This is a genomic window from Oryzisolibacter sp. LB2S, from assembly GCF_040732315.1.
GTDB lineage: Bacteria > Pseudomonadota > Gammaproteobacteria > Burkholderiales > Burkholderiaceae_C > Alicycliphilus > Alicycliphilus soli.
The window spans coordinates 1585766-1598920 of sequence record NZ_CP160388.1 but is presented as its reverse complement, the minus strand read 5'-3'; the positions used below and the strand labels follow the sequence as shown (position 1 = coordinate 1598920).

11 protein-coding genes are annotated in these 13155 nt (G+C 67.2%); 3 read left to right on the top strand and 8 right to left on the bottom strand.

What is annotated here, in order from left to right; genetic code table 11:
* Positions 1 to 104: 104 nt before the first annotated feature.
* The 5 genes from ABUE11_RS07555 to ABUE11_RS07535 all read right to left on the bottom strand — a co-directional run bounded on the left by ABUE11_RS07555 (position 105) and on the right by ABUE11_RS07535 (position 6573).
* Positions 105 to 1742, bottom strand: coding sequence for a dipeptide ABC transporter ATP-binding protein (locus ABUE11_RS07555; protein WP_367068436.1), 1638 nt, complete (start codon positions 1740 to 1742; stop codon positions 105 to 107).
* A 159-nt stretch (positions 1743 to 1901) separates the two neighbouring features.
* Positions 1902 to 2951 (bottom strand): ABC transporter permease, encoded by a 1050-nt coding sequence (locus ABUE11_RS07550; RefSeq protein ID WP_367068435.1) that lies wholly within the window; start codon positions 2949 to 2951, stop codon positions 1902 to 1904.
* An 8-nt stretch (positions 2952 to 2959) separates the two neighbouring features.
* The gene (locus ABUE11_RS07545) at positions 2960 to 4000 is read right to left on the bottom strand and encodes an ABC transporter permease subunit (RefSeq protein WP_367068434.1); all 1041 of its coding nucleotides are present in this window, start codon (positions 3998 to 4000) and stop codon (positions 2960 to 2962) included.
* Between the two features lie 18 nt (positions 4001 to 4018).
* Positions 4019 to 4480: an isoprenylcysteine carboxylmethyltransferase family protein gene (locus ABUE11_RS07540; RefSeq protein ID WP_367068433.1), complete on the bottom strand. Its 462-nt coding sequence runs from the start codon at positions 4478 to 4480 to the stop codon at positions 4019 to 4021.
* Between the two features lie 272 nt (positions 4481 to 4752).
* Positions 4753 to 6573 (bottom strand): extracellular solute-binding protein, encoded by a 1821-nt coding sequence (locus ABUE11_RS07535; protein WP_367068432.1) that lies wholly within the window; start codon positions 6571 to 6573, stop codon positions 4753 to 4755.
* A gap of 59 nt (positions 6574 to 6632) precedes the next feature.
* Here ABUE11_RS07535 and fabI point away from each other — a divergent pair, with 59 nt between their 5' ends.
* Positions 6633 to 7433, top strand: a complete 801-nt coding sequence (fabI, locus tag ABUE11_RS07530; RefSeq protein WP_367068431.1) for an enoyl-ACP reductase FabI — start codon at positions 6633 to 6635, stop codon at positions 7431 to 7433.
* A 78-nt stretch (positions 7434 to 7511) separates the two neighbouring features.
* Positions 7512 to 8411, top strand: a complete 900-nt coding sequence (yddG, locus tag ABUE11_RS07525; protein WP_367068430.1) for an aromatic amino acid DMT transporter YddG — start codon at positions 7512 to 7514, stop codon at positions 8409 to 8411.
* Positions 8412 to 8472: 61 nt separating this feature from the next.
* Here the strand turns inward: yddG and ABUE11_RS07520 are convergent, their stop codons facing one another.
* Complete coding sequence (locus ABUE11_RS07520) at positions 8473 to 8697, bottom strand: DUF465 domain-containing protein (RefSeq protein WP_367068429.1); 225 nt, start codon at positions 8695 to 8697, stop codon at positions 8473 to 8475.
* A gap of 150 nt (positions 8698 to 8847) precedes the next feature.
* Between ABUE11_RS07520 and ABUE11_RS07515 the strand changes: the two genes are divergently transcribed.
* Positions 8848 to 9759, top strand: a complete 912-nt coding sequence (locus ABUE11_RS07515; RefSeq protein ID WP_367068428.1) for a DNA ligase — start codon at positions 8848 to 8850, stop codon at positions 9757 to 9759.
* Positions 9760 to 9791: 32 nt separating this feature from the next.
* Here the strand turns inward: ABUE11_RS07515 and ABUE11_RS07510 are convergent, their stop codons facing one another.
* Both ABUE11_RS07510 and ABUE11_RS07505 read right to left on the bottom strand, forming a co-directional pair.
* Entirely contained in the window at positions 9792 to 11522 is a 1731-nt protein-coding gene (locus ABUE11_RS07510) for a GMC family oxidoreductase N-terminal domain-containing protein (protein ID WP_367068427.1), read from the bottom strand.
* A 68-nt stretch (positions 11523 to 11590) separates the two neighbouring features.
* A complete protein-coding gene (locus tag ABUE11_RS07505) occupies positions 11591 to 13114 on the bottom strand; it encodes a CoA-acylating methylmalonate-semialdehyde dehydrogenase (RefSeq protein WP_367068426.1) in 1524 nt (507 codons plus the stop codon).
* Between the last annotated feature and the right edge of the window lie 41 nt (positions 13115 to 13155).

Sequence of the window (13155 nt, the reverse complement as noted above, 5' to 3'; positions counted from 1 at the left end):
GGAGGTCTCCGTGGTAGTTCGCGGTGTCATAACCGACATTGCCTTTCTCGCCCTTGCTGAATTGGAAAAGCCTGCATTTTAGCGCGCCAGAGGCCGCCACGTGCTCACGGCGCGCGCGCCGCCTCCACCAGGCGCTGCGTGTAGGGGTGGCGCGGGGCGTCGAGCACCTGCTGCACGCTGCCGCTCTCCACCACCTCGCCATCCTTCATGACGATCACCTCATGTGCCATGGCGCGCACCACGGCCACGTCGTGGGTGATGAGCAGGTAGGACAGCGCCCGCTCCTTCTGCAGCCGCTGCAGCAGGGCCAGCACCTGCTGCTGAATGGTCACGTCGAGCGCGCTCGTGGGCTCGTCGAGCACGAGCAGCTGTGGCTCCAGGATGAGGGCGCGCGCCACGGCCAGGCGCTGGCGCTGGCCGCCCGAAAACTCATGCGGGTAGCGCGCGAGCAGGCCGGGGAACTGCGCCTCGGTCAGGCCCACCTCGGCCAGCATGGCGGCCACGCGCGCGCGCCGCTCGGCCGCGGGCAGATGGGGCGCATGCACGTGCAGGCCCTCGCCCACGATCTCTTCGACCGTCATGCGCGGCGACAGCGACGAGAACGGGTCCTGGAACACCACCTGCACCTGGCGGCGCAGCCGCTGGTTGTGCGCGCCGTTGTGCTGCGCGGGCTGCTGCCAGCGCTGGCCCGCCACCTGCAGCTCACCGCTTGCGGGCAGCAGGCCCAGCAGCGCCTGTGCCAGCGTGGACTTGCCCGAGCCCGACTCGCCCACCACGCCCAGCGTGCGCGCCCGTGGAATGCGAAAAGCCGCCCCCTTGACGGCCACGAACTCGCCCTTGGAAAACCAGCCGCGAAAGCCCGCCAGCGGCACCGGATAGGCCACGCGCAGGCCATCGGCCTGGGCGGCGGGCGCGGCATCTTCGGCCACCGGAGCCTCGATCACGTCACGCCGCGGCGCGCTGCCGATCAAACGACGCGTGTAGTCGTGCCGGGGTGCGGCAAACACCTGGGCGACCGTGCCCTGCTCCACCAGATGCCCCTGCTCCATCACGGCCACGCGGTCGGCAAAGCGGCGCACCAGGTTCAGGTCATGCGTGATGAGCAGCACAGCCATGCCGGTCTGGCGCTGCAGGTCCGACAGCAGGTCCAGGATCTGGCCGCGCAGCGTCACGTCGAGGGCCGTGGTGGGCTCGTCGGCCAGCAGCAGTTTGGGGCGACTGGCCAGCGCCATGGCGATCATGGCCCGCTGGCGCTGCCCGCCCGAGAGCTGGTGCGGAAAGCTCGCGGCGCGGCGCTCGGGCTCGGGGATACCCGTGCTTGCTAGTAACTCAATAGCTGCTTGCGCGCTCTGCGCCTTGGTCAGGGCCTGTTTCAGCATCAAGACCTCGGCCACCTGCTGACCCACGGGCATGAGCGGGTTGAGCGCCGTCATGGGCTCTTGGAACACCATGGCGATGTCGCCGCCGCGCACGCCGCGCAGCTCGCGCTCGGGCAGCTGCAGCAGGTCGCGCCCCTGCATCAAGGCGCGGCCCTCCAGCCGTGCATCGCCCGCCAGGCGCAGGAGCGCCAGCGCCGTCACGGTCTTGCCCGAACCCGACTCGCCCACCAGGGCCAGCTTTTCGCCGGGTGCGATGTCGAAGCTCACGCCGTGCACGACCTCCTTGGCGCCGAAGTGCACGCGCAGGTCCTGCACCTGCAACAGCGGCGCGGGCGATGGGGACAAGGGAGGCGTGATGCGCATGTCAGAAATCCTTGACGCGATACGCCGCGCACATCGCACGATACTGGCGCGGCCGAAGCGTGGGCCACCGCGCAAGGGCCGCCCCGCCGCGCTGGCGGCGTTCCCCCTCCCAGCGAAGCGCAGAGAGGGGGGAAGGCGCGAAGCGACTCAGGGGGGTGTTCATTGCTTTCGCGGGTCGAGCGCGTCGCGCAGCGCGTCGCCCATGAAGGTGAGCAGCAGCAGCGTGGTCACCAGCACGGCAAAGGTGAAGATGGAGATCCACCAGGCGTCGATGTTGTTCTTGCCCTGGCTGAGCAGCTCGCCCAGGCTGGGCGTACCCGGCGGCACGCCCAGGCCCAGGAAGTCGAGCGAGGTCAGCGCCAGAATCGCCGCGCCCATGCGAAACGGCAGAAACGTGACCACGGGCGTCATGCTGTTGGGCAGGATGTGGCGCCAGATGATCTGGCCGTTCTTCACGCCCAGCGCGCGCGCGGCCTTCACGTAGTCGAGCTGGCGGTTGCGCAGAAATTCGGCGCGCACATAGTCCGACAGCCCCATCCAGCCAAACAGGCTCAGCAGCACCAGCAGCAGCGCAATGCTGGGAGCGAACACGGCGCTGAAGATGATGAGGAGGTAGAGCTCGGGCATGGAGCCCCAGATCTCTATGAAGCGCTGGAAGGCCAGGTCCGTCTTGCCGCCAAAGAAACCCTGGATGGCGCCCGCGGCCACGCCCAACGCCACACCCACCACGGTGAGCGCCATGCCGAACAGCACGCTGACGCGAAAGCCGTAGATCAGCTGCGCGAGCAGGTCGCGCCCGCGGTCGTCCGTGCCCAGCCAGTTGTCGCGCGACGGCCCCGAGGGGTTGGGCGCCTTGGCAAAATAGTTCAGCGTCTGCGGGCCATAGGGGTTGAGCGTGTACAGCGCCCAGTTGCCGCCCTCGGTGATGCGCTGGCGCACATAGGGGTCGAGATAGTCGGCAGGGGTCTGGAAGTCGCCGCCGAAGGTGGTCTCGGGGTAGTCCTTGAACATCGGGAAATAGGTCTGTCCCTCGTAGCGCACGATGAGCGGCCGATCGTTGCTGACCAGCTCCGCACCCAGGCTGATGACGACCAGGGTGCAGAACACGACCAGGCTCCAGAAGCCCAGGCGGTTGGCACGAAAGCGGCGCCAGGCACGGCTGCCGGGCGACAGCGACGCGGACGAGGTGATGCTTGGGGGAGCGGACATGCCCATGGTCAATCGAACTTCACGCGAGGGTCCACCCACACGTAGCACATGTCGGAGATCAGCTTGGTCACCAGGCCGATCAGGGTGAACAGGTAAAGCGTGCCCAGCACCACGGGGTAGTCGCGGCGGATCACGCTCTCGTAGCTCAGGAGCCCCAGGCCGTCGAGCGAGAACAGCGTCTCGATCAGCAGCGAGCCCGCAAAAAATGCGCCGATGAAGGCCGAGGGAAAGCCGGTGATGATGGGAATCAGCGCGTTGCGAAACACATGCTTGTAGAGCACCTGGCGCTCGGACAGGCCCTTGGCGCGCGCGGTGAGCACGTATTGCTTGCGGATTTCTTCCAGAAACGCGTTCTTGGTCAGCATGGCCGTCACTGCGAAGCTGCCCGCCACCATGGCCGTGACGGGCAGGGTGATGTGCCAGAGGTAGTCCGTGACCTTTCCCATGAGGGAGAGGCTCTCCCAGTTGGCCGAGGTCAGCCCGCGCAGCGGAAACCACTGCAGCTGGCCGCCGAAGACCACCAGCAGCGCCACGCCCAGTACAAAGCCCGGAATCGCATAGCCCACGAGGATGATGAGCGTGGTGACCAGATCAAAGCGCGAGCCCGCGCGCACGGCCTTGGCCACGCCCAGCGGCACGGCGACCAGGTAGCTGATGAAAAAGGTCCACAGCCCCAGGCTGATGGAGACAGGGAGCTTTTCCTTGACGAGCTGCCACACGTCCTTGTTCTGGAAGAAGCTGCGCCCCAGGTCGAAGCGCGCAAAGCGCCCGAGCATCTGGATGAAGCGCTCGTGCGCGGGCTTGTCGAAGCCGTACAGCGCCTTGATCTGCTCCAGGCGCTTCGCGTCCACACCCTGCGCGCCGCGGTAGGCCATGCCGCCGCCCTCGCCGCCCCCGCCGCCGGCCCCCACAGCGCCGGCCTTGGCCTCGGCCAGGTACTGCTCCACGGGGCCGCCGGGCACGAACTGGATGACCACAAAGGTCAACAGCAGCACGCCCAGCAGCGTGGGCAGCATGAGCAGGATGCGCTTGAGGATGTAGGCGAACATGGCGCTTGGATTATGGGTTCATATCCAGCGCCGCACGCTGCGCATGTACGCCAGATAGGCCTCGCCAAAATGCTGCGCCAGCGCCCGCTCCTCGGGCAGGATCTGAAAGCGCGTGATGTAGGCCACGAACGCCGCCGGCGCCAGCAGCGCCAGCGGGTTGCCCAGGTAGGCGCACCAGGCCAGCAGCTGAAGGGCCAGGCCCAGGTACATGGGGTTGCGCGTGAATCGGTACGGCCCGGACTGCACCACGGTGCGCGCGCGCTCGGGTGTCATGGGGTTGGGCGTGGTGCGGTGGCGGCGAAAGGTCCACAGCCCCCACAGCTCTATGGCCAGGCCCACGCCCGCGAGGAGCAATGCCAGCGCCAGCGCGCCCGGCAGATGCAGCGCCAGGGCCGGCGCCACACGGGCCAGCCACCACGCCAGGGCCGCGCAGGCCAGGCCGATGACGGGTGGGGGGATCTTGTGGTCCAGGTTGATCATTTGTATCAAATCGGGCTGCAAGGCTTGTCCATCAAGCGCAAGCAGCTATGGTTTTCTCAATCAGCGGCACCTATTGACTCCGTCATCCCCGCGAACGCGGGGATCCATGTGTTTCACAAGCCGTTGATTCGGCACTGCGGTGGATCCCCGCGTTCGCGGGGATGACGGGGGGGCCTTGTCGGCGGGGACGTCGACCCATGTTGCCGTGGATCTCCGCGTTCGCAGGGACGAGGGTGGGCTTTGCCAGCATCACGTGCACTCAACAGGTATCGCTACTTGAGTGGCTTTTTGGACCACCAGGTGTCTATGACCCACATCTCGCCGGGCGAGTAAGGCGGCACGACCTCGGGCTTGGCCAGGTGCCAGGCGTCGTACACCATGCGGTGCGTGGGCGCGGACCATTGCGGGATCAGGTAATGCTCGTGGGCAATGATGCGGTCGAGCGCGTGGCAGGCGGGCAGCATCTGCTCGAGCGTCTTGGCCGACACCATGGCCTGGATCACGGCATCGACGGCCGGGTTCTTCACGCCGGGGAAGTTGCCCGAATCCTCCTGGTCCGCGGCCTTGCTGCCGAACAGGTCGGCAAACTCCTGGCCCGGGTTGTTCGTGCCCTGGTAGGCGATGGTGGTGATATCGAAGTCGAACTTCTGCAGCCGCTGCTGGTAGAGCGCAAAGTCCACCGAGCGGAACCTGAGCGTGATGCCCAGCTTGGCCAGGTTGCGCTGCCAGGACGAGAGCGTGCGCATGCCGCCCTCGGTGCTGTCCATGTATTCGAGCTCGAAGGGCTCGCCGCGCGCGTTGCGCAGCACGCCGTTCTTCACCTCCCAGCCCGCGTCCTTGAGCAGCACCAGCGCGCGGCGCAGATGTTCGCGCAGGGCCATGGCGTCCTTGGTGACGGGCGGCTCGAACATGGGGCCGAAGACCTCGGGCGGCAGCTCCTTGCGCCAGGGCTCGAGCAGGGCCAACTCCGCGGGCGTGGGGCTGCCATGGGTCTCGCACATGGTGTTGCCGAAGATGCCGTGCACGCGCTGGTAGGCGCCGTAGAACAGCTGGCGGCTCATCCACTCAAAATCAAACGCCAGGCCCAGGGCCTCGCGCACGCGCCTATCTTGAAGCAGCGGGCGGCGCGTGTTCAGCACATAGCTCTGAAAGCCCGTGGGCAGCTTGTTCGGGAATTCGGCCTTGACCAGCTCGCCCGTGTCGAACTTCTTGCCGTTCACGCGCCGTGCCCAGTCGCCCGCGCTGAAGAAACGCATCAGGTCGAACTCGCCGGCCTTGAGCGCCTCCAGCCGCGCCGTGTTGTCCTTGTAGATCTTGACCTGCACGCGGTCGAAGTTGGCCGTGCCGCGGCGCACGTTGAGGTCGCGCGCCCAGTACTCGGGGTCGCGCACATAGGTGATGTCCTTGCCGAAGTTGACCGGGCCAATTCGGTACGGCCCGCTGCCGATCGGAATGTCCATCACCACCTGGTCGAAGGGCTTCGGATTCCCATCCTCGCCCAGGCCCCAGTCGCGGCTGAAGACCGGCAGGCCGCCCACGGTCAGCGGCAGCTCGCGGTTGGGCTTGTGAAATCGGTAGCGCACGGTGCGCGCATCCAGCACGTCCACGCCCGCCACGTCGATGAGCATGGTCTTGTAGCCCGGCGAGGTGTAGGGCCCGACCAGCGTGTCGTAGCTGTGCTTGACGTCCTGGGCCGTGACCGGCTTGCCGTTGTGAAAGCGTGCCTCGCGCCGCAGACGGAAGGTGGCCGACAGGCCATCGGGCGCCACCTGCACGTCCTCGGCCAGCAGGCCGTAGCCCGTGGCGGTCTCGTCCATGGAGCCCGACAGCAGCGTGTCGAACATCAGCGCCGACAGATAGGCCGGCGCGTTGCCGCGCATGGTGAAGGGGTTGTACTTGTCGAAGGTGGAGGCGCGCAGATTGCTCACCAGGCGCAGCTCGCCGCCCTTGGGCGCGGCCGGGTTCACATAGGGCAGATGGTCGAAGCCGGCCGGCAGAGCCGGATCACCCCACATGGCGTAGGCGTGCGCGGCCCAGGTGACGGGGGCCCACAGGCCCAGGAGGGAGAGCAAGCAAAGGCGCCGAAACTGCATGCGACAATTCTGCCCCACGCGCACGCTGCGCCTCCCCTCTATCTTTCAGGAGAACAACAATGGGTTTCCTCGCCGGCAAGAAGCTGCTCATCACGGGCGTGCTGTCCAACCGTTCCATCGCCTACGGCATCGCCCGCGCCTGCCACCAACAAGGTGCAGAGCTCGCCTTCAGCTACGTGGGCGAGCGCTTCAAGGACCGTATCAGCGAGTTTGCCGCCGAGTTCGGCTCCAAGCTGGTGTTTGACTGCGACGTGGCCGACGACGCGCAGATCGAGAAGATGTTTGCCGACCTGGGCGCCGCCTGGGGCCAGTTCGACGGCTTTGTGCACAGCATCGGCTTTGCCCCGCGCGAGGCGATTGCCGGCAACTTCCTCGACGGCCTGTCGCGCGAGGGCTTTCGCATCGCCCACGACATCAGCGCCTACAGCTTCCCGGCCATGGCCAAGGCCGCCCTGCCCTATCTGAACGACAAGTCCTCGCTGCTCACGCTCTCCTACCTGGGCGCGCTGCGCAGCATCCCCAACTACAACACCATGGGCCTGGCCAAGGCGAGTCTTGAGGCCAGCGTGCGGTATCTCGCCGAGGCCGTGGGCCGCACGGCAGACGGGCGCAGCATTCGCGCCAATGGCATCAGCGCCGGCCCCATCAAGACCCTGGCCGCCAGCGGCATCAAGGACTTCGGCAAGCTGCTCGGCCGCGTGGCCGACGCCGCGCCGCTGCGCCGCAACGTGACGATTGAAGACGTGGGCAACGTCGCGGCCTTCCTGCTCTCGGACCTGGCCAGCGGCGTGACGGCCGAGATCACCTATGTGGACGGCGGCTTCAGCCAGACGGCGGGGCTGTCTGCCGATCAGGTGTAAGCCACTGCATCCAAAGGCCCCGCCGGCTCTGCGGCCCGCGGGGCCTTTTTGCGTCGACACCAATCCCCTTGAGGCCAGATGAAGAACCGCAACCAGGCCACGCTGATCGGCCTCGTGGCCATCTTTTTGTGGAGCGCCATCGTCGGCCTGATCCGCAGCGTCAGCGACCACCTGGGCCCCACGGGCGGCGCGGCCATGATGTACAGCGTGGCCTCGGCGCTGCTGCTGCTGACGGTGGGCTGGGTCAGGCTGGGCGAGTTTCCCCGGCGCTATCTGGCCTGGGGCAGCCTGCTGTTCGTGTCCTACGAGCTGTGCCTGGCGCTCTCCATCGGCTACGCCCACAACAGCCGCCAGGCCATCGAGGTGGGCATGGTCAACTACCTCTGGCCCAGCTTCACCATCGTCGCTGCCATCATGTTCAATGGCCAGCGCGCCAATCTGTGGATAGTCCCGGGCTTTGTCCTGTCCCTCATCGGCATCGCCTGGGTGCTGGGCGGCGAGCAGGGGCTGGACCTGCCGGGCATGTGGGCCAACCTGCAGGACAACCCGCTGAGCTACGGCCTGGCCTTTGCCGGCGCCGTGATCTGGGCCGCCTACTGCGCCCTCACCGCACGCATCGCCCAGGGCAAGAATGGCGTGACGCTGTTCTTCATGCTGGTGTCCGCGGCGCTGTGGGTCAAATACCTGCTCGAGGGCGGCGGCGCCATGGCATTCACTCTGCCAGCCACGGCCTACCTGCTGCTGGCCGCGGCCGCCATGGGCTTTGGCTATGCGGCCTGGAACGTGGGCATTCTGCACGGCAACGTGACCCTGCTCGCCGGCGCCTCCTACTTCATCCCGGTGTTCTCGGCGGCGCTGTCCATGCTGGTGCTGCGCACGCCGCTGTCGCTCGCCTTCTGGCAGGGCGCGGCCATGGTCTGCGGCGGGGCGCTGCTGTGCTGGTGGGCCACGCGCGTGCCGCAAGCCAGGCCGACCTGAGTCCATCCGGGCACAAAAAAGCCGGGAATCCCCGGCTCGTTGTGTGACTGTCAGGCGCCGATCAGGCCTGCGCCCCGTCCAGGCGGCGCAGATGGGCGTAGATCTGGTCCTTGAGCAGCAGCTTTTCCTTTTTCAGCTTCTCGATTTCATGGGCCGTGGCGGCGACCATGCGCTCCTCCATATTTCTGATGCGCTGATCGAGCTCGTTGTGCTTGTCAAACAGCCGTGTGAAATGCAGGTCCTGCCCCTTGATCCTGGTGATCAGTTCACGATATTCGGGAAACATCGGTACTCCTTGCTTGGGTGAATGACCCCTACAGTTTAAGGACATACCCGACGAAGATCCCGGGGAGGCCTCGTGGCCGGCATGGAACAAGAGACGCTACCCACGGCCGCCAATGCGAGACAAGGCATGCACTTCACCCATCCGCTCTCAATGACAGTAGCGCACGTTTTTTTGGCTCATTTTGGCCGCAAATTCTTTGCCATCAAGCGCTGGCAGCTACTGATTTTGATAGCCTTTGCAAGCCTGCCGGCGTGGTCGCTGCCCCCTGCTCCCACGCTGGCGCAACCATACCGCCCTGGCATCGACGTGCGCGCCTACTGGGTCAGCGAGAAGTACGACGGCGTGCGCGCGCTCTGGACCGGGCGGGAGCTGCTGAGCCGCCAGGGGCTGCCGATTCGCGCACCCGCCTGGTTCACGGCGGGCTGGCCCGCCGAGCCGCTCGATGGCGAGCTGTGGGCTGGGCGCGGCAGGTTTGCTGCCGCACAGTCCGCCGTGGCGTCGGCCGCGCCCGATGATGCGCAGTGGCGCCGGCTGCGCTACATGGTGTTCGACGTGCCGGCCGCGCCCGGCGGCTTTGGCGCACGCCTGCCCGTGCTGCAGCGCAGCGTGGCGGCCATGGGCCAGCCCTGGGTGCAGGCCGCACCGCAGTGGCGCGTGGCCAGCCACGGCGAACTGATGGCGCAGTTGCGCCAGCATGACAGGGCCGGTGCCGAGGGGCTGATGCTGCGCCGCGATGACGCGCCCTACCGGGGCGGGCGCAGCGAGGATCTGCTCAAGCTCAAGACCTTCGAGGATGCCGAGGCCCGCGTCGTCGGCCATGTGCCGGGCCAGGGCAAGTACGCGGGGATGACGGGCGCACTGCTGGTGGAGCTGGAGGATGGCCACCGCCTGCGCCTGGGCAGCGGCCTGCCCGATGCGCTGCGCCGCCAGCCGCCGCCCGTGGGCAGCATGGTGACCTACCGCCACAACGGCACGCACGCCAGCGGCCTGCCGCGCTTTGCGCGCTTTTGGCGCGTGCGCGCCGATGCGCCACCAACGAACCTGCAGGCGCCGGACCGCTAACCATCGGGGGCGGAGCGCCCCCAGAGGCCGCCTCATTGCCCCGTGCGGATCCAGTGGGCGGCCCGCTCGGCAATCATCAGCGTCGGGCTGTTGGTGTTGCCGCTGGTGATGGTGGGCATGACGCTGGCGTCCACCACGCGCAGTCCGGCGACGCGGCCGCCGCGGCCGTCGAGCACGCGCAGGTGCGAATCGACCACGGCCTCGGGGTCGCTCTCGCGGCCCATCTTGCAGGTGCCCACCGGGTGGAAGATGGTGGTGGCGATGTCGCCCGCCAGGCGTGCCAGGTCCTCGTCGCTCTGGTACTGCACGCCGGGCTTGTATTCCTCGGGCTGGTAGCGCGCGAGTGCCGGCTGGCCGACGATGCGGCGCGTCACGCGCAGGCTGTCGGCGGCCACCTGGCGGTCCTCCTCGGTGCTCAGGTAGTTGGGCGCAATCGCCGGCGCGTCCCGGAAGTTGCCGCTCTTGAGGCGCACGCTGCCGCGCGAGGTCGGGTTGAGGTTGCACACGCTGGCCGTGAAGGCGTCAAAGCCGTGCAGCGGCTCGCCAAAGGCCTCCAGGCTCAGGGGCTGTACGTGGTACTGGATGTTGGCATGCGGGTAGCGATCCGACGAGCGCGTGAACGCGCCGAGCTGCGAGGGCGCCATGCTCATGGGGCCGCTGCGGTGAAGCAGGTATTCGAGCCCGATCATGCCCTTGCCCCACAGGCTGCCCGCGCGGGTGTTGAGCGTGCTGACGTTGCTGACCTTGTAGACCGAGCGGATCTGCAAGTGGTCCTGCAGATTGCCGCCCACGCCCGGCAGCTCCACCTGGGTCTCGATGCCATGGGGCTGCAGGTGCTGCGATGCGCCAATGCCCGACAGTTGCAGGATCTGCGGCGAGGCCACCGCACCCGCGCAGAGCACGACCTCACGCTGCGCGCGCACGCTCACGACCTCGTGGCCCCTGACGAGCTCAACGCCCGTGCAGGCCATGCCGCCATCGCCGCGCCGCTCCAGCAGCAGGCGCTTGACCTGCGCGCCCGTCCACACCGTGAGGTTGGAGCGCTCAAGCGCCGGGCGCAGAAACGCCTTGGACGTGTTCCAGCGCCAGCCGCCGCGCTGGTTGACCTCGAAGTAGCTCACGCCCTCGTTGTCGCCGCGGTTGAAGTCATCCGTCTCGGGGATGCCTGCCTGGACGGCTGCCTGGGCAAAGGCGTCCAGAATCTCCCAGCGCAGACGCTGGCGCTCCACACGCCATTCGCCGCCGGGCACGTCAAACGTCTTGCGGGCCGGGTTGCCGCTGTCGCTGGCATTGCTGTGCAGGCGCAGGAATTCGCGGCGCTGCGCATCGCTCCAGCCCTGCTGGCTGCCAGGGTCGAGCCGGTAATGATCCTCGTGCGCGCGAAATGCCTGCAAGACCTCGCTCCAGCGCCAGGCATCGTCGCCCGTGAGCGTCGCCCACTGGTCGTAGTCGCGCGCCTGGCCGCGCATGTAGATCATGCCGTTGATGCTGGAACACCCGCCCAGCGTCTTGCCGCGCGGATAGCGCAGCGTGCGACCGTTGAGGCCGGGATCGGCCTCGGTGAAGAAACACCAGTCGGTGCGCGGATTGCCAATGCAATAGAGATAGCCGACGGGGATGTGGATCCAGTGGTAGTCGTCCTTGCCACCGGCCTCCAGCAACAGCACCCGCACCTGCGGGTCGGCACTCAGGCGGTTGGCCATCAAGGCACCGGCCGTGCCTGCGCCCACGACGATGTAGTCAAAGGTGTTGCGGTCCTGCATGGTCTGTCTCCTTGTTCGTGGTCTGCGGACAATCGAAGGGCAGCCCCCATGGGCTGCCCTTGACGGTCTTACTGACTGGTGGGCATCACAAACTCCGCCCCCTTGGCGATGGATTCCGGCCAGCGCTGCATGATGCTCTTTTGCTTGGTATAGAAGCGAATGCCCTCCTCGCCGTAGGCATGCATGTCGCCGAACAGGCTCTTCTTCCAGCCGCCAAAGCCATGCCAGGCCATGGGCACGGGGATGGGCACGTTGATGCCCACCATGCCCACCTGGATGCGGCGGCCGAACTCGCGCGCGATATGGCCGTCGCGGGTGTAGCAGCTCACGCCGTTGCCAAACTCGTGCCGGTTGATGAGATCGACCGCCTGGCCGAAGTCCTCCACACGCACACAGGCCAGCACGGGGCCGAAGATTTCTTCCTTGTAGATGCGCATCTCGGGCGTCACATGGTCGAACAGCGTGCCGCCGAGCCAGAAGCCGTCGGCGCAGCCCTCGCCGGCCGTGCTGCCGTCAAAGCCGCGGCCGTCGACCAGCAGCTGCGCGCCTTCCTTCACACCCTGCTCGATGTAGCCGGTGATGCGGTCATGCGCCGCACGCGTGACGATGGGGCCCATCTCGGCCTCAAGATTGGTGCCGTTGAGCACCTTGAGCGCGCGGGTGCGCTCTATGAGCTTGGGCAGCACCTTTTCGGCCGTGCCCTCGCCCACGAACACCGCCACGCTGATGGCCATGCAGCGCTCGCCGGCCGAGCCATAGGCCGCGCCGATCAGCGCATCGACGACCTGGTCCATGTCCGCGTCGGGCATGACCACCAGGTGGTTCTTGGCGCCGCCCAGGGCCTGCACACGCTTGCCGTGGCGCGCGCCGGTTTCATAGATGTAGTTGGCAATCGGCGTGGAGCCCACGAAGGAAATGGCCTGCACGTCGGGGTGCTCGAGCAGCGCATTCACCGCCTCCTTGTCGCCCTGCACGACGTTGAACACGCCATCGGGCAGGCCGGCCTGTCTGAGCAACTCGGCCATGAACAGGCTGGGGCTGGGGTCGATGGGGCTGGGCTTGAGCACAAAGGTGTTGCCCGCGGCCAGCGCCATGGGGAACATCCACATGGGCACCATGACGGGGAAGTTGAACGGCGTGATGCCCGCAACCGCACCCAGGGGCTGGCGCAGCGTCCAGTTGTCGATGTTGGTGGAGACCTGGTCGGTGAAGTCGGTCTTGAGCAGCTGCGGCGCGGCGCAGGCGAATTCGACGATCTCGATACCGCGCGTGACCTCGCCCTGCGCGTCGGTGAAGACCTTGCCATGCTCGGCCGTGATCATGCGGGCCAGGTCGTCGCGGTGCTCGTTGAGCAACTGCAGGAACTTGTTCAGGATGCGGGCGCGGCGCAGCGGTGGCAGATTGCTCCAGGCCGGGAAGGCGGCCTTGGCCGAGGCCACGGCGGCATCCACATCGGCACCGTTGGCCAGTTGCACATGGCCGGTCACGGCGCCGGTGGCGGGGTTGTAGACGGGCAGTTGCTGGCCACTGGTGGCGGCCACCTGGGCGCCGGAAATCCAGTGGGTGATGGTGCTGTGGTTGCTCTGCGTCATGTCGATCTCCTTGAATCAGGTGTGAGGCTGTGAGGCTTTGG

Excerpts from the sequence above, each read along its gene's own strand:
- ABUE11_RS07535 (WP_367068432.1), bottom strand. The coding sequence starts at position 6,573 with ATGCAGTTTCGGCGCCTTTGCTTGCTCTCCCTCCTGGGCCTGTGGGCC.
- yddG (WP_367068430.1), top strand. The coding sequence starts at position 7,512 with ATGAAGAACCGCAACCAGGCCACGCTGATCGGCCTCGTGGCCATCTTT.
- ABUE11_RS07510 (WP_367068427.1), bottom strand. The coding sequence starts at position 11,522 with ATGCAGGACCGCAACACCTTTGACTACATCGTCGTGGGCGCAGGCACG.
- ABUE11_RS07550 (WP_367068435.1), bottom strand. The coding sequence starts at position 2,951 with ATGTCCGCTCCCCCAAGCATCACCTCGTCCGCGTCGCTGTCGCCCGGC.
- fabI (WP_367068431.1), top strand. The coding sequence starts at position 6,633 with ATGGGTTTCCTCGCCGGCAAGAAGCTGCTCATCACGGGCGTGCTGTCC.
- ABUE11_RS07520 (WP_367068429.1), bottom strand. The coding sequence starts at position 8,697 with ATGTTTCCCGAATATCGTGAACTGATCACCAGGATCAAGGGGCAGGAC.
- ABUE11_RS07540 (WP_367068433.1), bottom strand. The coding sequence starts at position 4,480 with ATGATCAACCTGGACCACAAGATCCCCCCACCCGTCATCGGCCTGGCC.
- ABUE11_RS07545 (WP_367068434.1), bottom strand. The coding sequence starts at position 4,000 with ATGTTCGCCTACATCCTCAAGCGCATCCTGCTCATGCTGCCCACGCTG.
- ABUE11_RS07555 (WP_367068436.1), bottom strand. The coding sequence starts at position 1,742 with ATGCGCATCACGCCTCCCTTGTCCCCATCGCCCGCGCCGCTGTTGCAG.
- ABUE11_RS07505 (WP_367068426.1), bottom strand. The coding sequence starts at position 13,114 with ATGACGCAGAGCAACCACAGCACCATCACCCACTGGATTTCCGGCGCC.
- ABUE11_RS07515 (WP_367068428.1), top strand. The coding sequence starts at position 8,848 with ATGACAGTAGCGCACGTTTTTTTGGCTCATTTTGGCCGCAAATTCTTT.